Genomic DNA, 19,313 nt, shown 5'->3' with positions numbered 1-19,313 from the left:
ATGAGCACAAAAGCGATTTATCCGGGTACCTTTGATCCCATCACCAACGGTCATCTTGACATCATCACCCGTGCGGCATGCATGTTTGATAAGGTGATTCTGGCGATCGCCGCCAGCCCCAGTAAGAAACCCATGTTCGATCTCAATGAGCGCGTTGCACTTGCCACTGACGCTATCTCACATCTGCCAAACGTCGAGGTGGTGGGCTTCAGCGATCTGATGGTCAACTTCGCCCGTGCCCGGCAGGCTAACATTTTGATCCGCGGGTTACGCGCGGTGGCTGACTTCGAATACGAAATGCAGCTGGCGCACATGAATCGCCACCTGATGCCAGAGCTGGAGAGCGTGTTCCTGATGCCCTCAAAAGAGTGGTCGTTTATCTCTTCCTCGCTGGTCAAAGAGGTGGCGCGTCATCACGGTGACGTGACCCATTTCCTGCCGGCTAACGTCCATCAGGCGTTGATGGAAAAATTAAAGTAGCCCTATTTCTGGCACTGACGGCAATAGAACGTGGCGCGCTGAGCGTGCTTCGTTGCAATAATCGGTGTCCCACAGACTCTGCACGGCTCATCCTTACGGCCATATACCTGCAGCTCCTGGGCAAAATAGCCGGGTTTACCGTCGCTCTGCAGGAAGTCCTTCAGGGTGGTCCCCCCTTGCTCAATAGAACGCAACAGCACCGCTTTAATCACCCGGACCAGCAGTTCACACTCCTGGGATGACAGCGACGAGGCCAGCCGATCGGGATGGATCCCGGCGGCAAACAGCGATTCGCTGGCATAAATATTCCCTACTCCCACCACCAGCTTATTGTCCATCAGCCACGGTTTGATCGGTGTTTTCTTTTTTGCACACTTCGCTTTCAGATATTCCGTGTTAAACGCCTCTGAGAGCGGCTCTGGCCCCAGATGTGCCAGAACGCTGTGTCCTTCAAGCTCTTTGGTCCACAGCCATGCGCCAAAGCGTCGTGGGTCGGTGTAACGCAGCACTTTACCGTTGCTCATCACCAGATCGACATGGTCATGCTTTTCCGCGGGCAGTTCTTCGGTAAGGATGCGCAGACTACCGGACATACCGAGATGGATGATAATCCAGCCGTCGGGCAGCTCCAGCAGCAGATATTTGGCGCGACGCTGGACGCTGAGAATCGGTTTATCGCTTAACGCATGGATTTCATCGGACACCGGCCAACGCAGGCGACCGTTGCGAACGATGGCATGAAGAATAGTCGCGCCGACCAGATGCGGCTCAATACCGCGGCGGCTGGTTTCTACCTCAGGTAATTCAGGCATGGTTCCTCCGGAGTAAGATGCAGAATGCAAAAAACCCCGCAGTTGCGGGGTTTTTCAATACAAGGAGGCTAAAATTATTTGATTTTAGCTTCTTTGTACAGTACGTGCTGGCGTACAACTGGATCGAATTTTTTCAGTTCCAGTTTTTCCGGCTTAGTACGTTTGTTCTTCGTGGTGGTGTAGAAGTGACCTGTACCAGCAGAAGAAACCAGCTTGATTTTCTCGCGAATACCTTTAGCCATGATTTATTTCCTCTTTAAGTACTTAGTACTTTTCGCCACGGGCACGCAGTTCGGACAGAACTGTATCAATGCCTTTCTTATCGATTACACGCATACCTTTAGCAGATACGCGCAGGGTGACAAAACGCTTCTCGCTCTCAACCCAGAAACGGTGAGAGTGCAGGTTCGGCAGGAAACGGCGTTTAGTCGCGTTCAGTGCGTGGGAACGGTTGTTACCGGTCACCGGACGCTTGCCAGTAACTTGGCAGACTCGGGACATGTCTATTCTCCAAAAATCAAATTAGCTCGAGCTTCGTATGGGGTATCGGCGCCTCGTCAGGCTTTACAGCCCGGTCATCGCATAGTTCTATTGAACTCTCGATTGCCAGGCCCAAATGCCAAACCCGAGATTCTCAAAGGTGGCGTAGTATACGCTGACTCGGCGGTGTGCTCAAGTCCCGAACAGACAAAGATCCCGATGGATCGCGAGAAATAGCCTAAATCCAGCCATGTTCTGCAAAAGAAATGTACTCGCCGCGACCAATTATCAGATGGTCGAGCACACGAATGTCCATGAATTGACAGCATTTGATAATGCGTTCGGTCATCTCTTTGTCAGCTCTGCTTGGTTCTGCACAGCCAGAAGGGTGATTATGCGCGAGTATCACGCCGGCTGCATTCACTTTTATCGCTTCCCGCACAATTTCTCGCGGATGAACCTCAACGTGGCTCAGTGTTCCGGAAAAAAGACGGCTATGTTTTAGTACCCGGTTCCTGTTATCAAGAAAGATCACCATAAAGATCTCGCGCTCCAAATCTGATAGCTGGCTCTGGAGAAATACGCGTGTCATATCCGGGGTGAGTATGGGATCTTCCTCTTCCATACGGACGTCGTAAAAACGGCGGGCCAGTTCAGCAATCCCCCTCAGTTGGGCGAACTTCGCCACGCCAATTCCTTCGACGTGCCTGAATTCCGTCAGATCCGCCGTCAATAAGCCATACAGCGAACCAAAATGGTCGATGAGCTCTTTTGCCAGCGTAAATACCGTTTTGCCGGGCGTTCCGGTGCGTAAAAAGAGTGCCAGCAACTCGTCGTCCTTTAACAACGTGACGCCATAGCGCAGCATTTTTTCACGCGGTAGCAGCAGTTCAGTCTCTTCCATGCCTGTCTCCTTCGATTTGCCATCATGCTGCCACAGCCACCCCCGGCGCTCGACGCCCACTTTTCATTCCTGCGTAACGCCTCGCAAACTGGCCGAAGGACAAAATCACCCCCTTTTTGGGATTGTGATAAAATGCCCGCTCTCTGGTGAAACCCAACAGGAAAGAATCATGATGAGCCTGGCCGGTAAAAAAATCGTTCTTGGCGTGAGCGGCGGTATCGCTGCCTATAAAGCGCCGGAGCTGGTGCGTCGTTTGCGCGAGCGCGGGGCGGATGTGCGGGTCGCGATAACGGAAGGCGGCAAAGCCTTTATCACGCCTCTGAGCCTGCAGGCCGTTTCAGGGTACCCCGTCTCTGACAGCCTCCTTGATCCAGCCGCCGAAGCCGCGATGGGCCATATTGAGCTGGGAAAATGGGCAGACCTGGTTATCCTTGCCCCCGCCACAGCGGATTTAATTGCCCGCGTAGCAGCCGGCATGGCAAACGATCTGGTCTCGACCATTTGCCTGGCCACGCCCGCACCTGTTGCCGTCGTCCCCGCGATGAACCAGCAGATGTACCGCAACGCCGCCACCCAACATAATCTGACGACGCTGGCCTCACGCGGCCTGCTCATCTGGGGGCCGGACAGCGGTAGCCAGGCGTGTGGTGATGTGGGTCCTGGTCGTATGCTTGACCCGCTGACCATCGTTGAGCTGGCCGCCGGCCATTTTTCGCCTGTCAACGATCTGCAACATCTCAACATCATGATTACCGCGGGCCCAACGCGCGAGCCGCTGGACCCGGTGCGTTACATTACCAACCATAGCTCCGGTAAAATGGGCTTTGCGATTGCTGCCGCGGCGGCAAAACGCGGTGCAAGGGTCACGCTGGTGAGCGGCCCGGTCTCGTTACCGACACCGCCATTTGTGCAGCGTATTGATGTCACCACCGCCCTGGAGATGGACGCCGCCGTACAGGCGCATGCGCAGAACCAGCAGATTTTTATCGGCTGTGCGGCTGTTGCAGATTACCGTGCCGAAACCATTTCCGGGTCAAAAATTAAAAAGCAAGGCGATGAATTAACACTAAAAATGGTGAAAAATCCGGACATTGTTGCGGGTGTCGCCGCACTGAAAAGCCATCGTCCTTACGTTGTTGGGTTTGCCGCAGAAACAAATAATGTGGAAGAATATGCCCGGCAAAAACGTACCCGCAAAAACCTCGATTTGATTTGCGCGAACGACGTATCGCTGGCCACGCAAGGATTTAACAGCGACAGCAACGCACTGCACCTTTTCTGGCAGGATGGAGATAAAGTCTTACCGCTTGAGCGCAAGGAACTCCTGGGCCAACAATTACTGGACGAGATCGTTACCCGTTATGATGAAAAAAATCGACGTTAAGATTCTGGACCCGCGTGTTGGTAAGCAATTTGCGCTGCCAACCTATGCCACCTCCGGCTCTGCCGGTCTTGACCTGCGCGCCTGTCTCGATGACGCCATAGAGCTGGCTCCGGGTGCAACCACCCTGATCCCAACCGGCCTGGCAATCCACATTGCTGACCCGTCGCTGGCAGCGGTGATCCTGCCGCGTTCTGGTCTGGGTCATAAGCATGGAGTGGTACTGGGTAACCTGGTCGGCCTGATCGACTCTGACTACCAGGGTCAACTGATGGTTTCCGTCTGGAACCGTGGTCAGGACAGCTTCACCATTGAACCGGGCGAGCGTATCGCACAGATGGTCTTTGTACCGGTGGTTCAGGCAGAATTTAACCTGGTGGAAGACTTTGACGCCACCGACCGTGGCGAAGGCGGCTTCGGCCATTCCGGGCGCAAATAACCGCCCGACCGACACGTATCTCACAGCGCCATAATGCAATAACAAACCGCAAACGTCAGTTTGCGGTCGCTGTGTGGATGCCAGCCTGGCAAGTGCTTATTTTCAGGGGTATTTTGTAACATGGCAGAAAAACAAACCGCGAAAAGGAACCGTCGCGAAGAAATACTTCAATCTCTGGCGCTGATGCTTGAATCCAGCGATGGTAGTCAACGCATCACCACCGCAAAACTGGCCGCCTCCGTGGGCGTGTCTGAAGCGGCGTTGTATCGTCATTTTCCGAGCAAAACCCGGATGTTTGACAGTCTGATCGAATTTATCGAAGACAGTCTGATCACTCGCATCAACCTGATTCTGAAAGACGAAAAAGACACGACTGCGCGTTTGCGTCTGATTGTGCAGCTCATTCTGGGCTTTGGTGAACGCAATCCGGGCTTAACCCGGATCCTGACTGGCCACGCGCTGATGTTCGAGCAGGACCGATTGCAGGGCCGTATTAACCAGCTCTTCGAACGTATTGAAGCACAACTGCGCCAGGTACTGCGCGAGAAAAAAATGCGTGAGGGTGAAGGTTACAGCACCGATGAAACGCTGCTGGCAAGTCAGATCCTGTCGTTTTGCGAAGGCATGCTCTCCCGCTTTGTACGCAGCGAGTTTAAATACCGTCCAACGGACGATTTTGACGCCCGTTGGCCGTTAGTGGCGGCACAGCTGCAATAATCTTCAGGCCCGGTAAGCAGAACGCCACCGGGCTTGATATTACACGCCGAAAGCTTCGCGATACCCACGTACCGCAGCCAGATGATCCGCCATCTCAGGCTTCTCTTCCAGATACGCAATCAGGTCTTTCAGGGTGATGATCGACGTCACTTTACAGCCATAATCGCGCTCAACTTCCTGAATAGCAGAGATTTCGCCACGCCCGCGTTCCTGACGATCCAAAGAGATCAGCACGCCAGCAAGCGTAGCGCCGTTGGCCTGAATAATCTCCATCGATTCGCGAATAGCGGTACCAGCGGTGATCACATCGTCCACCAGCATCACGCGACCCTGCAGCGCGCTGCCTACCAGATTACCGCCTTCACCGTGGGTTTTAGCCTCTTTACGGTTAAAGCAGTACGGTACGTCGCGGTCGTGGTGTTCCGCCAGCGCAACCGCAGTGGTAGTGGCAATCGGAATGCCTTTATAGGCCGGGCCAAACAGCAGGTCAAAATCAATGCCGGAGTCCACCAGCGCTTCGGCATAGAAACGGCCTAACAATGCCAGATCGCGCCCGGTATTAAACAGTCCGGCGTTGAAGAAATAGGGGCTCTTACGCCCGGATTTCAGCGTAAACTCGCCAAATTTCAGGACCTGCTTGTTAAGCGCAAACTCAATAAACTCACGCTGCCAGGATTTCATGGGCTTACTCCTCCGACTTTTGCTTTTGTACGAACAAAAAAAAGGCGACTCATCAGTCGCCTTTAAAATCAATTTTCTAACGCCGCCTTCTGCGTCGTTACGATAGATTCAATTCCCCCTCGGGCCAACGCCAGCAAGGTAAGAAGTTCTTCATGGGTGAACGGCTCACCTTCTGCCGTGCCCTGCACCTCAATGATGCGACCGTCTTCAGTCATCACCACGTTCATGTCAGTCTCGGCAGCGGAATCTTCGACGTATTCCAGATCGCAAAGCGCTTCACCGTTAACGATACCCACGGAAACAGCCGCGACCATCCCTTTCATCGGATTCGTTTTCAGCTTACCGGCTGCAACCAGCTTATTCAGGGCATCAGCCAGCGCTACACATGCACCGGTAATCGACGCCGTACGCGTACCACCGTCTGCCTGAATGACGTCGCAGTCCAGAGTAATGGTAAATTCACCCAGTGTTTTCAGATCAACGGCGGCGCGCAGCGCACGTGCGATCAGACGCTGGATTTCCATGGTACGGCCGCCCTGCTTGCCTTTTGCCGCTTCGCGGGCGTTACGGGTATGGGTTGCACGCGGCAACATGCCATATTCCGCAGTGATCCAGCCCTGGCCCTGACCTTTCAGGAAGCGTGGAACGCCCTCTTCGATGGACGCGGTACACAGCACTTTGGTGTCACCAAACTCAACCAGTACGGAGCCTTCTGCGTGTTTTGTATAGTTACGGGTCAGGGTGACGGGACGCACCTGATTGGCGCTACGACCTGCTGGACGCATGATGAAATCTCCGGCTTGAAACGAATGTGGCTGCGCATTATACGGATAAAGGACGCTTATTCCTATCCTGAGAAGCCCCCGAAAGCTATAATCCCCCCATCTCTCCTTTAAAAACGGGAATGTCTATGATCCGCAGTATGACCGCCTACGCCCGGCGTGAAATCAAGGGTAGCTGGGGTAGCGCTACATGGGAAATGCGCTCGGTAAACCAGCGCTACCTGGAAACGTATTTCCGTATGCCGGAGCAGTTCCGCAGCCTTGAACCTGTTGTGCGCGAGCGTATCCGTGCTCGTCTGACGCGCGGTAAAGTGGAATGTAACCTGCGTTTTGAGCCTGATGCCAGCGCCCAGGGTGAGCTGATCCTCAACGAAAAACTGGCGAAACAGCTCGTCACTGCAGCGAACTGGGTCAAGATGCAAAGCGATGAAGGGGAAATCAACCCGGTCGATATTCTGCGCTGGCCTGGCGTCATGGCCGCCGGTGAGCAGGATCTGGACACGATTGCCGCTGAAATTCTCAGTGCCCTCGACAGCACGCTGGATGACTTTATCATTGCCCGCGAAACTGAAGGCCAGGCCCTCAAAGCGATGATTGAGCAGCGTCTGGAAGGCGTGACAACCGAAGTGGCTAAAGTCCGTACCCATATGCCTGCGGTCCTGCAATGGCAGCGTGAGCGCCTGGTGGCCAAACTGGAAGAAGCGGAAGTTCAGCTGGAAAATACCCGTCTGGAACAAGAGCTGGTGCTGATGGCACAGCGCATTGACGTCGCCGAAGAGCTGGATCGTCTGGAAGCGCACGTTAAAGAGACTTACAACATCCTGAAGAAGAAAGAAGCCGTAGGGCGTCGTCTCGACTTTATGATGCAGGAGTTCAACCGCGAGTCGAACACCCTGGCCTCTAAGTCGATCAATGCTGAAGTGACCAACTCCGCCATTGAACTGAAAGTGCTGATTGAGCAGATGCGCGAGCAGATCCAGAATATCGAGTAACGCTTTATTCAAGCCGCTTTCTCATCATGGCCCCGTTCAGGGGCCATTTTTTTATCGGAACAGGCTATCGGCGGCAAACGCCTATAACATGAATAATTGTAATGTGAAAATTACCGTTTATCGCCATCACACCCAGCCAAACAACGTTCAGTCATTACCAAAAATAAGGCTAACACCCTCACACAAGAAAAACTAAATCGTGACAGACCGCACAAAACGCTACCCTATTGCCCTCAATATCGGGGGAACACATGCTGCTACATATCCTTTATCTCGTCGGGATCACTGCCGAAGCCATGACCGGTGCACTCGCTGCCGGACGCCGTCGTATGGATACGTTTGGGGTCATCATTATTGCTACCGCCACCGCACTGGGAGGCGGATCGGTACGTGATATCCTGCTGGGGCATTACCCTCTCGGCTGGGTTAAGCACCCCGAGTACATCATCATCGTGGCTGTCGCCGCAGTGCTGACCACTATCCTTGCTCCTGTAATGCCCCATCTTCGACGTCTGTTTTTAGTGCTTGATGCTCTGGGCCTGGTCGTGTTCTCCATCATCGGGGCACAAATTGCGCTGGATATGGGCGAAAGCCCGGTGATTGCCACTATTGCCGCAGTCGTGACGGGCGTATTTGGCGGCGTACTGCGCGATATGTTCTGCAAACGCATTCCCCTGGTCTTTCAAAAAGAGCTCTACGCCGGGATATCCTTTGCATCAGCCGTTCTGTATATCGCTTTACAGCATTATGTTTCCAGCCATGACGTCGTGGTCATCGCCACCTTGTTATTTGGCTTCACGGCTCGCTTGCTTGCGCTGCGCTTGAAACTGGGACTGCCCGTGTTTCATTACACTCAGGACACCCACTGACTGGCCGCTATCTATTCTCCCCGATAAGATAGCGGCGTTTATCCGCGATAAGCGACAGCAAGCGCATGTCAGAATCCTTGCACTCCCTGCTTGCCGAGCCAGGCAACCAGGCCGGCAATGCCAGGATCATGAATAAACGCAACGAGCTGCCGGGCTTTCTCCTTTCCTGTGCCGGGAAGTGCCTGCCAGTCTGCTGCGTTACGCTCACGCATTTTCTGCCACGTCAGGTCTCCCATAGCGTTTAGCGAGGCCTGCGTCAGCGGAACACCCAATGCCATGATCCAACGAATAAAGGGTCGCTCACGTACCAGATTAAAGCGATGCCAGAGCGCCAGCCCGCGTGCTGCGGAAAACCCCGGGGTAGACTGCAGCTGCGCCTGCGTTAATGTCAGCCATGAGAAGATATGTTCAAAATGATGCGCCTGATGCAGCGCCCGCCAGCCTGACTCACCGACTCCTTCAATATTCAGCACGTGCTTTGAACTGAGCCACTTCAGGCGGGCAAAGAACTGCTCCATACACGCCGGCGAGGCGTAAAAACAGCTCTGCGCATGATAATGCGAGGCCGGGGGTGTGGGCTTTTGTCTCTCTTCCCCCCGCCAGACCACCTTATCGAACCGCGGGATACCCTGCCCGGCCAGACTTACCTGTATCTGATCACCCGTCGCAATATCCAGCCTTTGCCAGCGTTCAACGGACCCAAGACTGACCCGTTGTACCTGCTTATCATCCAGCAGGACAGGGACCAGCGCCGCCACGACCGAGATTTTTCCCGTGCGCCCCACGGCAAAATGAATATCTCTTACTTCGGCGATCTGTGCGACCGGGGGATATTTCCATGCGACGACCCAGCTGCCTTCTCCGGGCAACCAGTTTTCGCCGGGAGGAGCATCCGCGGACCGCACCACAATGCCGTCCGTGGCAAAGGGTAATGCCGTGTCGTGCCACGTCGAGCGCTGTTTCTCGACAGCATCAACAGTCTGTACAGGCAGGGTATAACGCGCCGTCAGGGAAAAGCCGGCTTTAGATAACTCAGACAGCGCACTCGACATCACTTTCGGCCCATCCGGCCAGGCCCAGATAAATATCCCTGTCTGGCTCAGAAGCGGACTGTCCTTTTGCCGCATCATCGCGCCCGCCACTTTTGCCCGTGCGTTCATTCCCCCCATCTGTCGCTGAAGATGGTTGTCGCGTAACCAAAAAAGCTCTCCCTGTAAGACGCTGTTGGCCAGCGCTCCGGTCACTTTTTTGGGCACTGCGGGAATTAAATACACTTGTGCAGTCCAGTCTTCACCTTTAAGCCCATCACCACGACTGATAGCCTGGGTTAACTTTCCGTCGCGATACACCAGCGTCACTGCCACCCCGTCGACTTTTGGCTGCATCCAGAGAGTGTCACGACCACGCATCCACTGGCGTAGCTCTTCTTTACTGGCCGCTTTATGCACTCCCGTATGGGCAACAGGATGTCTTACGCTCCCCGTAAGAACCGGTAAGGCCGCCTCAGAAGGTATATCGCCGAAGCAGCGCTGCCACTGCTTTAAGCGGCCATTGAGCTGGTCATAGACGTCGTCATTCACCTCGCTCACGCCCTGCTTCCAGTAGGCATCATCCCAGCGTTTGACTTGCGCACTCAATGTCGCAATCTCTTTCTCTGCTTTTGCCTGAGACCACACGGGACACACCGCCGCACCGTAGCCGCACCACAACAGCATTAATCCGCTCATCCATCGCCACATCGCCACCCCTCCTTTGCGTTGGTGGAGGTATAACCCGACGCGGAAAACCGTGCTAATGGCAATCTTTCACTCTGCGAGGCGTTGTCAGACGTTTATTTTTATTGCTGCAAAACAGCTGTAAAACCTGAAAACGGCGCGCAAAATTCAATAATGCAGGGGAAAAAGTGTGACAAAGGCTACGTCACACAGCGGCGACGTGTATAATAAGCCCGTATGTAGGACTTCTTCGTTAACACATACAAAAGACTCTCATGGCTCAAGGCACGCTTTATATTGTTTCTGCCCCTAGTGGCGCGGGTAAATCCAGCCTTATTCAGGCACTGTTAAAAACCCAACCGTTGTACGACACACAGGTTTCTGTTTCTCACACCACGCGTAAACCGCGTCCGGGTGAAGTGCACGGTGAACACTATTTCTTTGTTGATCACGATGAATTCAGAGCGATGATTGGCAGAGACGCGTTTCTTGAACACGCAGAAGTTTTCGGTAACTACTACGGCACTTCGCGTGAAACCATTGAGCAGGTTCTGGCCACGGGCGTAAATGTGTTCCTGGATATCGACTGGCAGGGCGCACAGCAGATTCGCAAGAAAATGCCTGATTCACGCAGTATCTTTATTTTACCGCCATCGAAAGATGAGCTGGATCGCCGACTGCGTGGCCGCGGTCAGGACAGCGAGGAAGTGATCGCCCGGCGTATGGAGCAGGCAGTTGCAGAAATGAGCCATTACGCGGAATATGATTACCTTATTGTGAATGATGATTTTGATGCCGCGCTGAGCGATCTCAAAACCATTCTTCGCGCAGAACGCTTGCGTATGAGCCGCCAGAAGCAGCGACATGACGCATTAATCACCAAACTGTTGGCAGACTGAACCCACTTTCAGTATCATGCCCAGTCATTTCTTCACCTGTGGAGCATTTTAAGTATGGCACGCGTAACTGTTCAGGACGCTGTAGAGAAAATTGGTAACCGTTTTGACCTGGTGCTGGTCGCCGCGCGTCGCGCTCGTCAGATGCAGGTAGGCGGTAAAGATCCGCTGGTACCGGAAGAAAACGATAAAACTACCGTTATTGCACTTCGCGAAATCGAAGAAGGTCTGATCAACAATCAGATCCTCGACGTACGTGAGCGCCAGGAGCAGCAAGAGCAGGAAGCCGCAGAACTGCAGGCCGTAACCGCCATTGCTGAAGGTCGTCGTTAATTAAACCTGCGGGTCGCCCTTGTATCTGTTTGAAAGCCTGAATCAACTGATTCAAACTTACCTGCCTGAAGATCAGATTAAGCGTCTTCAGCAGGCGTATCTCGTTGCACGTGACGCTCACGAGGGCCAGGCACGTTCAAGCGGTGAACCCTATATCACGCACCCGGTAGCGGTGGCCTGTATTCTGGCCGAGATGAAACTCGACTACGAAACGCTGATGGCTGCCCTGCTGCATGATGTGATCGAAGATACCCCTGCCACCTACCAGGATATGGAACAGCTGTTTGGCAAAAGCGTTGCCGAGCTGGTGGAAGGGGTCTCTAAGCTTGATAAGCTGAAATTCCGCGACAAGAAAGAGGCGCAAGCCGAAAACTTTCGCAAGATGATTATGGCGATGGTGCAGGATATCCGCGTCATTCTTATCAAACTTGCTGACCGTACCCACAATATGCGCACGCTGGGCTCACTTCGCCCGGACAAACGTCGCCGCATTGCCCGTGAAACCCTCGAAATCTACAGTCCGCTGGCGCACCGTTTAGGTATCCACCACATTAAAACCGAGCTGGAAGAGCTGGGTTTTGAAGCGTTATACCCGAACCGCTATCGCGTGATTAAAGAGGTGGTGAAAGCCGCACGCGGCAACCGTAAAGAGATGATTCAAAAAATCCTCTCTGAAATTGAAGGACGTTTACAGGAAGCGGGAATTCCGTGCCGCGTCAGCGGTCGCGAAAAACATCTGTACTCCATCTACTGCAAAATGGTGCTCAAAGAGCAGCGTTTTCATTCGATCATGGACATCTACGCGTTCCGCGTGATCGTCCACGACTCTGATACCTGCTACCGCGTGCTGGGCCAGATGCACAGCCTGTACAAACCGCGTCCAGGGCGCATGAAAGATTACATCGCCATTCCAAAAGCGAACGGCTATCAATCTTTGCACACCTCGATGATCGGTCCACACGGCGTGCCTGTTGAAGTGCAGATCCGCACCGAAGACATGGACCAGATGGCGGAGATGGGTGTGGCTGCACACTGGGCTTATAAAGAGCACGGTGGCGAAAGCAGTACAACCGCACAAATCCGCGCCCAGCGCTGGATGCAAAGCCTGCTGGAGCTGCAGCAGAGTGCAGGTAGCTCGTTTGAATTTATCGAGAGCGTTAAATCCGATCTCTTCCCGGATGAGATTTACGTTTTCACCCCAGAAGGCCGCATTGTCGAACTGCCAGCAGGCGCTACGCCGGTCGACTTTGCTTACGCCGTGCATACCGATATCGGCCACGCCTGCGTGGGCGCGCGTGTCGACAGGCAGCCTTATCCGCTCTCTCAGCCGCTTTCCAGCGGCCAGACGGTGGAAATTATTACCGCACCGGGCGCACGTCCGAACGCGGCCTGGCTGAACTTTGTCGTGAGTTCCAAAGCACGCGCCAAAATCCGCCAGTTGCTGAAAAACCTCAAGCGCGATGATTCTGTCAGCCTGGGGCGTCGTCTGCTCAACCATGCGTTGGGTGGTAGCCGTAAGCTGGCTGAGATCCCGAAAGAGAACATTCAGCGTGAGCTGGAGCGCATGAAGCTCGCCTCGCTTGATGACCTGCTGGCAGAAATCGGCCTCGGCAACGCCATGAGCGTGGTCGTGGCGAAGAACCTACAGCAGGGTGATACCACGGCGATCCCGACGACGACGCAAAGCCACGGTCATCTGCCGATCAAAGGTGCGGACGGCGTACTAATCACCTTCGCGAAATGTTGCCGTCCTATCCCGGGTGACCCGATTATTGCGCACGTCAGTCCGGGTAAAGGGCTGGTTATCCACCACGAATCCTGTCGTAACATCCGCGGCTATCAAAAAGAGGCGGAGAAGTTCATGGCAGTCGAGTGGGATAAAGAGACGGCACAGGAATTTATCACCGAAATTAAGGTGGATATGTTCAACCACCAGGGTGCCCTGGCGAACCTGACGGCAGCAATCAATACGGCCTCTTCCAACATTCAGAGCCTGAACACGGAAGAGAAAGATGGCCGCGTCTACAGCGCCTTTATTCGTCTGACCGCCCGTGACCGCGTGCATCTGGCGAACATTATGCGCAAGATCCGCGTGATGCCGGACGTGATTAAAGTCACCCGTAACCGAAACTAGACTTATGAATTCAAAACGTTACGAGCGTATCTGCGAAATGCTCGCCAGGCGTCAGCCTGACCTGACGGTCTGCATGGAGCAGGTCCACAAACCTCATAACGTCTCTGCAATTGTCCGTACCGCAGACGCCGTAGGCGTGCATGAAGTGCACGCCGTCTGGCCGGGTGCCCGCATGCGAACCATGGCTTCAACTGCCGCAGGCAGTAACAGCTGGGTGTCTGTCAAAACCCACCAGACTATTGGCGAAGCCGTATCGCACCTGAAAGGTCGCGGTATGCAGGTCCTGGCCACTAACCTGTCCGCAAAAGCCGTCGATTTTCGTGAGATCGACTACACCCGCCCGACCTGTATTTTGATGGGTCAGGAGAAAACCGGGATCACCCAGGAAGCGCTGGATCTGGCGGATCAGGATATCATCATCCCCATGATCGGCATGGTGCAGTCTCTCAATGTCTCCGTGGCCTCTGCGCTCATTCTCTATGAAGCGCAGCGCCAGCGTCAGAACGCGGGTATGTACAAGCGCAGCAACAGCATGCTGCCGGAAGAGGAGCAGCAGCGCCTGCTGTTCGAAGGTGGTTACCCGGTGCTGGCTCGCGTCGCGAAACAGAAAAAACTGCCGTACCCCCACGTCAACGCGCAGGGCGAAATTGAAGCCGATGCCGAGTGGTGGGCCACCATGCAGTACGCAGGATAACCGATGAAAGGCCGTCTGCTGGATGCCATACCGCTCAATAGCCTGACGGGCGTAGGTGCGGCGCAAAGCAGTAAACTGGCAAAAATTGGCCTGCACACCGTGCAGGATCTCCTGCTCCATCTCCCCCTGCGTTATGAAGACCGCACCCAACTCTATAAGATTGGCGATCTGCTGCCTGCCATTTACGCCACCGTTGAAGGCGAAGTACTGAACTGCAATATCACCTTTGGCGGACGCCGGATGATGACCTGTCAGATCAGCGACGGCACCGGCATTCTCACCCTGCGCTTTTTCAACTTCAATGCGGCCATGAAAAACAGCCTTGCGACCGGTCGCAGGGTGCTGGCCTATGGTGAAGCCAAACGCGGGAAATATGGCGCAGAGATGATCCACCCGGAGTATCGCGTTCAGGGAGATCTGAGCACGCCGGAGCTGCAGGAGACCCTGACCCCGGTTTATCCGACGACCGAAGGCATCAAGCAGGCAACGCTGCGTAAGCTCACTGACCAGGCGCTGGAACTGCTGGATACCTGCGCCATTACCGAGCTACTGCCGCCTGAGCTGGCTCAGGGCATGATGAGTCTGCCCGAGGCGCTGCGCACCCTGCACCGCCCGCCGCCAACCCTGCAGCTTAGCGACCTGGAAAGCGGCAAACACCCCGCTCAACGGCGTCTTATCCTTGAGGAATTACTGGCTCATAACCTGAGCATGCTGGCGGTACGGGCGGGCGCGCAGCGTTTTCATGCCCAGCCCTTAAGCCCGCGAGATGAACTCAAAGATAAGCTGCTGGCCTCCCTGCCGTTTAAACCCACCGGTGCACAGGCACGCGTCACGGCCGAGATTGAACGCGATATGGCGCTTGATGTGCCCATGATGCGCCTGGTTCAGGGGGATGTGGGTTCCGGTAAAACGCTGGTTGCAGCCCTGGCAGCCCTGCGCGCGATTGCCCATGGCAGACAGGTGGCGCTAATGGCCCCCACTGAACTGCTGGCTGAACAGCACGCTAATAACTTCCGCGCGTGGTTTGCCCCGCTTGGGATTGAAGTGGGCTGGCTTGCCGGGAAGCAAAAAGGTAAAGCGCGTCAGGCACAACAGGACGCCATTGCCAGCGGTCAGGTACAGATGATTGTCGGCACGCACGCGATTTTCCAGGAGCAGGTGCAGTTTAATGGTCTTGCCCTGGTGATTATCGACGAACAACACCGCTTCGGTGTACACCAGCGTCTGGCGCTGTGGGAGAAAGGGCTGCAGCAGGGCTTCCACCCGCATCAGCTGATCATGACTGCCACACCTATCCCGCGCACCCTGGCAATGACCGCCTACGCCGATCTCGATACATCGACCATCGACGAACTGCCGCCGGGCCGTACACCGGTCACCACGGTCGCCATTCCGGACACGCGCCGGAGCGATATCATCGACCGCGTGCGCAACGCCTGCACTCACGAAGGCCGTCAGGCCTACTGGGTCTGCACGTTAATTGAAGAGTCTGAACTGCTTGAAGCGCAGGCCGCGGAAGCGACGTGGGAAGAGCTGAAGCTGGCGCTGCCCGAGCTGAACGTGGGTCTGGTTCACGGGCGGATGAAGCCTACTGAGAAACAGGCGGTGATGCAGTCGTTCAAACAGGGTGAACTGCATTTGCTGGTTGCCACAACGGTGATTGAAGTCGGCGTAGACGTGCCCAATTCCAGCCTGATGATCATCGAAAACCCGGAGCGTCTTGGCCTTGCGCAACTCCATCAGCTGCGCGGCCGCGTTGGCCGCGGTGCTGTCGCCTCTCACTGCGTGCTGCTCTACAAAGCACCGCTCTCGAAAACCGCACAGATGCGTTTGCAGGTGCTGCGCGACAGTAACGACGGTTTTGTGATTGCACAAAAAGACCTGGAGATCCGCGGCCCAGGCGAACTGCTGGGCACGCGTCAGACGGGTAATGCCGAATTCAAAGTGGCGGATTTACTGCGCGATCAGGCCATGATCCCCGAAGTTCAGCGCCTCGCACGCCATATTCATGAGCGCTACCCCGAACAGGCGGCAGCGTTAATTGAGCGCTGGATGCCGGAAACCGAACGCTATTCCAACGCCTGATCTCAGGCAAACATCGGCAGCATCAGGTAAAGCTTGATCACCAGCGCGTTGACGATATCAATGAAGAACGCCCCGACCATCGGGACCACCAGAAACGCCATATGCGAAGGCCCAAAACGTTCGGTGATCGCCTGCATGTTGGCGATAGCCGTCGGCGTTGCCCCCAGACCAAACCCACAATGCCCCGCCGCCAGCACTGCTGCATCGTAGTTTTTGCCCATCATGCGCCAGGTCACAAACATGGCGTAGAACGCCATAAACAGCGCCTGAACGGCCAGAATAGCCACCATCGGCAGCGCCAGCGAGGCCAGCTCCCAGAGCTTGAGGCTCATCAGGGCCATCGCCAGGAACAGCGACAGGCAGACGTTGCCAAGCACCGATACGGCACGTTCAAATACGCGGTAGAAGCCCATCAGCGCCAGACCGTTACTCAGCAGCACCCCAACAAACAGCACGCACACAAACGTCGGGAGCTCGAACGCTGAACCTGCCAGCCATTGCGCAACCACTTTGCCCACCGTCAGGCAAATGGCAATCATCGCGATAGTTTCAATCAACACCAGCGAAGTGATGGTGCGTCCGACGTCGGGTTTTTCAAAGGCAGTGGGCACCAGCTCATCGTCCGGTCTTCCGTCTGGCGTACCAGAGTGCTTCACCAGATACCGCGCCACCGGCCCGCCGATCAGGCCGCCCAGCACCAGACCGAAGGTGGCGCAGGCCATCGCCACTTCGGTGGCGTTTTCAAAGCCGTAGCGCTCAGTAAACAGCTTGCTCCACGCCGCCCCGGTACCGTGGCCACCAGAGAGGGTGATTGATCCGGCCAGCAGCCCCATCAGCGGATCCAGCCCCAGCAGCGTGGCCATCCCGATACCAATGGCGTTTTGCATCACTAGCAGCCCTACCACCACGATCAGAAATACGCCGAGCACTTTGCCACCCATCCGCAGGCTCGCCAGGTTGGCATTCAGGCCAATGGTGGCAAAGAAGGCCAGCATCAGCGGATCTTTCAGGGACATATCAAAATCAATTTCCCAGCCCATGCTTTTCTTCAGCACCAGCAGGGCCAGCGCCACCAGCAGTCCGCCGGCAACAGGTTCAGGAATGGTGTATTTCTTCAGAAGGGAAACGCTGTGTACGAGCTTACGACCAAGCAGTAAGACCAGCGTTGCGGCAACAAGGGTCGACAACGTATCGAGATGAATCATAAAAGGCTCCTGTTATGCGCGTGTTCCATACACACGCGGCGTTATCCTGGGCCGGCTTGCGCTCGTCATGAGCCGCCGGCGCAAAAAGTGTAATTTTTTTTCCCCATGGGTTGTAGAAAACCTGCTCACAGCGGCAGATTTTCTTGTCTTTTTTTGTTGGCAATCGTTTGCTTTTACCAGGTGGTCAGATAAAATGCCCGCTTTTCCACCGTGGGATTGCCGCCGATGTCCGTTAACACCCTTGAGTCTCCCGATGCGCAACCGATTGCGCAGAAGCAAAATAGCGAACTGATTTACCGCCTTGAAGACCGTCCGCCTCTTCCTCAGACGCTCTTTGCCGCCTGCCAACACCTGCTGGCTATGTTCGTTGCGGTGATCACCCCGGCGCTGCTGATCTGCCAGGCGCTTGGTTTACCGGCTCAGGATACACAGCACATCATCAGTATGTCCCTCTTTGCCTCCGGCGTGGCGTCCATTATTCAAATTAAAGCGTGGGGCCCGGTGGGGTCTGGATTGTTGTCGATCCAGGGCACCAGTTTTAACTTCGTCGCACCGCTGATCATGGGCGGTACAGCCCTCAAAACCGGCGGTGCGGATGTTCCGACCATGATGGCGGCGCTGTTTGGCACGCTGATGCTGGCCAGCTGCACCGAGATGGTGATCTCCCGGGTACTGCACCTGGCGCGTCGCGTGATCACGCCGCTGGTATCCGGCGTGGTGGTGATGATCATTGGCCTGTCGCTGATTCAGGTTGGCTTGACCTCCATCGGTGGCGGTTATGCGGCAATGAGCGACCACACTTTTGGTGCACCGAAAAACCTGCTGCTGGCCGGCGTGGTGTTGGCAATCATTATTCTGCTTAACCGTCAGCGTAACCCGTATCTGCGTGTGGCATCGCTGGTGATCGCCATGGCGGCCGGTTATCTGCTGGCCTGGACGCTGGGTATGCTGCCGGAGAACACCCCGCAGACCAACAGTGCGCTGATCACCATTCCAACGCCGCTGTACTACGGCCTGGGCATAGACTGGGGTCTGCTGCTGCCGCTGATGCTGGTCTTTATGATCACCTCGCTGGAGACGATTGGCGATATCACCGCCACGTCTGATGTCTCCGAGCAGCCGGTCTCCGGCCCGCTGTATATGAAACGCCTGAAAGGCGGCGTGCTGGCGAACGGCCTGAACTCGTTTGTCTCTGCGGTCTTCAACACCTTCCCGAACTCCTGCTTCGGCCAGAACAACGGCGTGATCCAGCTGACTGGCGTTGCCAGCCGCTACGTTGGTTTTGTGGTGGCGCTGATGCTGATCGTCCTCGGCCTGTTCCCGGCGGTAAGCGGTTTTGTGCAGCATATACCTGAACCGGTGCTGGGCGGCGCAACGCTGGTGATGTTCGGGACCATCGCGGCTTCCGGTGTACGTATCGTCTCCCGCGAACCGCTGAACCGCCGCGCCATCATGATCATTGCCCTGTCGCTGGCCGTGGGTCTGGGTGTTTCACAGCAACCGCTAATCCTGCAGTTTGCCCCGGACTGGGTGAAAAACCTGCTCTCTTCCGGCATTGCGGCAGGCGGTATCACCGCGATTGTTCTGAACCTCGTTTTCCCGCCTGAGAAAAATTGATCGCCCTTACGGCAGGCTGTCAACGCCTGCCGTGACATCTCTTTACACCATTCCCGCCTTGAGCATTGCGCATAAATCGTGCATAACTCCCTTATGT

Annotated in this window: 20 protein-coding genes; 12 read left to right on the top strand and 8 right to left on the bottom strand. The window is 55.4% G+C overall.

Going from position 1 to position 19,313, the window contains the following annotated elements; translation table 11 throughout:
• Positions 1-480 (top strand): pantetheine-phosphate adenylyltransferase, encoded by a 480-nt coding sequence (coaD, locus tag JTA15_RS18290; RefSeq protein WP_151712477.1) that lies wholly within the window; start codon positions 1-3, stop codon positions 478-480.
• Between the two features lie 2 nt (positions 481-482).
• Here coaD and mutM read toward each other — a convergent pair whose 3' ends face one another.
• The 4 genes from mutM to radC form a co-directional block, all read right to left on the bottom strand.
• Positions 483-1,292: a DNA-formamidopyrimidine glycosylase gene (gene mutM, locus JTA15_RS18285; protein WP_219372575.1), complete on the bottom strand. Its 810-nt coding sequence runs from the start codon at positions 1,290-1,292 to the stop codon at positions 483-485.
• 74 nt (positions 1,293-1,366) lie between these two features.
• Positions 1,367-1,534 carry a 50S ribosomal protein L33 gene (gene rpmG, locus JTA15_RS18280; RefSeq protein ID WP_003024094.1) on the bottom strand — a complete coding sequence of 56 codons (168 nt, stop codon included), beginning with the start codon at positions 1,532-1,534 and terminating at the stop codon, positions 1,367-1,369.
• Between the two features lie 22 nt (positions 1,535-1,556).
• Positions 1,557-1,793: a 50S ribosomal protein L28 gene (gene rpmB / locus JTA15_RS18275; RefSeq protein WP_002436699.1), complete on the bottom strand. Its 237-nt coding sequence runs from the start codon at positions 1,791-1,793 to the stop codon at positions 1,557-1,559.
• 217 nt (positions 1,794-2,010) lie between these two features.
• Positions 2,011-2,676: a DNA repair protein RadC gene (gene radC / locus JTA15_RS18270; RefSeq protein ID WP_020882690.1), complete on the bottom strand. Its 666-nt coding sequence runs from the start codon at positions 2,674-2,676 to the stop codon at positions 2,011-2,013.
• A gap of 172 nt (positions 2,677-2,848) precedes the next feature.
• Here radC and coaBC point away from each other — a divergent pair, with 172 nt between their 5' ends.
• From coaBC to slmA, 3 genes are all read left to right on the top strand, one after another.
• Entirely contained in the window at positions 2,849-4,060 is a 1,212-nt protein-coding gene (coaBC, locus tag JTA15_RS18265) for a bifunctional phosphopantothenoylcysteine decarboxylase/phosphopantothenate--cysteine ligase CoaBC (RefSeq protein WP_219373264.1), read from the top strand.
• On the top strand, positions 4,038-4,496 hold the full coding sequence (dut, locus tag JTA15_RS18260) for a dUTP diphosphatase (protein WP_219372574.1): 459 nt from the start codon (positions 4,038-4,040) through the stop codon (positions 4,494-4,496). Before coaBC ends, dut begins: the two co-directional genes overlap by 23 nt.
• Positions 4,497-4,616: 120 nt before the next feature.
• Entirely contained in the window at positions 4,617-5,213 is a 597-nt protein-coding gene (gene slmA / locus JTA15_RS18255; protein WP_020882692.1) for a nucleoid occlusion factor SlmA, read from the top strand.
• 39 nt (positions 5,214-5,252) lie between these two features.
• Here the strand turns inward: slmA and pyrE are convergent, their stop codons facing one another.
• Both pyrE and rph read right to left on the bottom strand, forming a co-directional pair.
• The gene (pyrE, locus tag JTA15_RS18250) at positions 5,253-5,894 is read right to left on the bottom strand and encodes an orotate phosphoribosyltransferase (RefSeq protein ID WP_014168048.1); all 642 of its coding nucleotides are present in this window, start codon (positions 5,892-5,894) and stop codon (positions 5,253-5,255) included.
• A 68-nt stretch (positions 5,895-5,962) separates the two neighbouring features.
• A complete protein-coding gene (rph, locus tag JTA15_RS18245) occupies positions 5,963-6,679 on the bottom strand; it encodes a ribonuclease PH (RefSeq protein ID WP_013094888.1) in 717 nt (238 codons plus the stop codon).
• Positions 6,680-6,804: 125 nt separating this feature from the next.
• Between rph and JTA15_RS18240 the strand changes: the two genes are divergently transcribed.
• Complete coding sequence (locus tag JTA15_RS18240; RefSeq protein ID WP_020882693.1) at positions 6,805-7,668, top strand: YicC/YloC family endoribonuclease; 864 nt, start codon at positions 6,805-6,807, stop codon at positions 7,666-7,668.
• Positions 7,669-7,919: 251 nt separating this feature from the next.
• Positions 7,920-8,537 carry a trimeric intracellular cation channel family protein gene (locus JTA15_RS18235; RefSeq protein WP_020882694.1) on the top strand — a complete coding sequence of 206 codons (618 nt, stop codon included), beginning with the start codon at positions 7,920-7,922 and terminating at the stop codon, positions 8,535-8,537.
• Between the two features lie 68 nt (positions 8,538-8,605).
• Here JTA15_RS18235 and ligB read toward each other — a convergent pair whose 3' ends face one another.
• On the bottom strand, positions 8,606-10,276 hold the full coding sequence (gene ligB, locus JTA15_RS18230; protein WP_219372573.1) for an NAD-dependent DNA ligase LigB: 1,671 nt from the start codon (positions 10,274-10,276) through the stop codon (positions 8,606-8,608).
• Positions 10,277-10,527: 251 nt separating this feature from the next.
• Between ligB and gmk the strand changes: the two genes are divergently transcribed.
• The 5 genes from gmk to recG are packed head-to-tail and all read left to right on the top strand — an operon-like array spanning position 10,528 to position 16,394.
• Complete coding sequence (gene gmk, locus JTA15_RS18225; RefSeq protein ID WP_014168044.1) at positions 10,528-11,151, top strand: guanylate kinase; 624 nt, start codon at positions 10,528-10,530, stop codon at positions 11,149-11,151.
• 54 nt (positions 11,152-11,205) lie between these two features.
• Positions 11,206-11,481 (top strand): DNA-directed RNA polymerase subunit omega, encoded by a 276-nt coding sequence (gene rpoZ, locus JTA15_RS18220; RefSeq protein WP_000135058.1) that lies wholly within the window; start codon positions 11,206-11,208, stop codon positions 11,479-11,481.
• A gap of 19 nt (positions 11,482-11,500) precedes the next feature.
• On the top strand, positions 11,501-13,615 hold the full coding sequence (spoT, locus tag JTA15_RS18215) for a bifunctional GTP diphosphokinase/guanosine-3',5'-bis pyrophosphate 3'-pyrophosphohydrolase (protein WP_014168043.1): 2,115 nt from the start codon (positions 11,501-11,503) through the stop codon (positions 13,613-13,615).
• 4 nt (positions 13,616-13,619) lie between these two features.
• Positions 13,620-14,309 (top strand): tRNA (guanosine(18)-2'-O)-methyltransferase TrmH, encoded by a 690-nt coding sequence (trmH, locus tag JTA15_RS18210; RefSeq protein WP_014168042.1) that lies wholly within the window; start codon positions 13,620-13,622, stop codon positions 14,307-14,309.
• Between the two features lie 3 nt (positions 14,310-14,312).
• Positions 14,313-16,394, top strand: coding sequence for an ATP-dependent DNA helicase RecG (recG, locus tag JTA15_RS18205; RefSeq protein ID WP_014168041.1), 2,082 nt, complete (start codon positions 14,313-14,315; stop codon positions 16,392-16,394).
• A 2-nt stretch (positions 16,395-16,396) separates the two neighbouring features.
• On the opposite strand, the gene gltS is transcribed toward recG, so the two are convergent.
• Positions 16,397-17,599 carry a sodium/glutamate symporter gene (gene gltS / locus JTA15_RS18200; RefSeq protein ID WP_086533077.1) on the bottom strand — a complete coding sequence of 401 codons (1,203 nt, stop codon included), beginning with the start codon at positions 17,597-17,599 and terminating at the stop codon, positions 16,397-16,399.
• A 225-nt stretch (positions 17,600-17,824) separates the two neighbouring features.
• Between gltS and xanP the strand changes: the two genes are divergently transcribed.
• Entirely contained in the window at positions 17,825-19,216 is a 1,392-nt protein-coding gene (gene xanP / locus JTA15_RS18195; RefSeq protein ID WP_047742746.1) for a xanthine/proton symporter XanP, read from the top strand.
• Positions 19,217-19,313 lie beyond the last annotated feature (97 nt).

The organism is Enterobacter sp. BIDMC 29, from assembly GCF_019378755.1.
GTDB lineage: Bacteria > Pseudomonadota > Gammaproteobacteria > Enterobacterales > Enterobacteriaceae > Enterobacter > Enterobacter ludwigii.
The sequence above is the reverse complement of the archived record's forward strand: the minus strand, read 5'-3'. Positions and strand labels throughout refer to the sequence as shown.

What these genes read in the sequence shown, in the direction of transcription:
- coaD (WP_151712477.1), top strand. Translation starts at nt 1, where the DNA reads ATGAGCACAAAAGCGATTTATCCGGGTACCTTTGATCCCATCACCAAC.
- mutM (WP_219372575.1), bottom strand. Translation starts at nt 1,292, where the DNA reads ATGCCTGAATTACCTGAGGTAGAAACCAGCCGCCGCGGTATTGAGCCG.
- rpmG (WP_003024094.1), bottom strand. Translation starts at nt 1,534, where the DNA reads ATGGCTAAAGGTATTCGCGAGAAAATCAAGCTGGTTTCTTCTGCTGGT.
- rpmB (WP_002436699.1), bottom strand. Translation starts at nt 1,793, where the DNA reads ATGTCCCGAGTCTGCCAAGTTACTGGCAAGCGTCCGGTGACCGGTAAC.
- radC (WP_020882690.1), bottom strand. Translation starts at nt 2,676, where the DNA reads ATGGAAGAGACTGAACTGCTGCTACCGCGTGAAAAAATGCTGCGCTAT.
- coaBC (WP_219373264.1), top strand. Translation starts at nt 2,849, where the DNA reads ATGAGCCTGGCCGGTAAAAAAATCGTTCTTGGCGTGAGCGGCGGTATC.
- dut (WP_219372574.1), top strand. Translation starts at nt 4,038, where the DNA reads ATGATGAAAAAAATCGACGTTAAGATTCTGGACCCGCGTGTTGGTAAG.
- slmA (WP_020882692.1), top strand. Translation starts at nt 4,617, where the DNA reads ATGGCAGAAAAACAAACCGCGAAAAGGAACCGTCGCGAAGAAATACTT.
- pyrE (WP_014168048.1), bottom strand. Translation starts at nt 5,894, where the DNA reads ATGAAATCCTGGCAGCGTGAGTTTATTGAGTTTGCGCTTAACAAGCAG.
- rph (WP_013094888.1), bottom strand. Translation starts at nt 6,679, where the DNA reads ATGCGTCCAGCAGGTCGTAGCGCCAATCAGGTGCGTCCCGTCACCCTG.
- JTA15_RS18240 (WP_020882693.1), top strand. Translation starts at nt 6,805, where the DNA reads ATGATCCGCAGTATGACCGCCTACGCCCGGCGTGAAATCAAGGGTAGC.
- JTA15_RS18235 (WP_020882694.1), top strand. Translation starts at nt 7,920, where the DNA reads ATGCTGCTACATATCCTTTATCTCGTCGGGATCACTGCCGAAGCCATG.
- ligB (WP_219372573.1), bottom strand. Translation starts at nt 10,276, where the DNA reads ATGTGGCGATGGATGAGCGGATTAATGCTGTTGTGGTGCGGCTACGGT.
- gmk (WP_014168044.1), top strand. Translation starts at nt 10,528, where the DNA reads ATGGCTCAAGGCACGCTTTATATTGTTTCTGCCCCTAGTGGCGCGGGT.
- rpoZ (WP_000135058.1), top strand. Translation starts at nt 11,206, where the DNA reads ATGGCACGCGTAACTGTTCAGGACGCTGTAGAGAAAATTGGTAACCGT.
- trmH (WP_014168042.1), top strand. Translation starts at nt 13,620, where the DNA reads ATGAATTCAAAACGTTACGAGCGTATCTGCGAAATGCTCGCCAGGCGT.
- recG (WP_014168041.1), top strand. Translation starts at nt 14,313, where the DNA reads ATGAAAGGCCGTCTGCTGGATGCCATACCGCTCAATAGCCTGACGGGC.
- gltS (WP_086533077.1), bottom strand. Translation starts at nt 17,599, where the DNA reads ATGATTCATCTCGATACGTTGTCGACCCTTGTTGCCGCAACGCTGGTC.
- xanP (WP_047742746.1), top strand. Translation starts at nt 17,825, where the DNA reads ATGTCCGTTAACACCCTTGAGTCTCCCGATGCGCAACCGATTGCGCAG.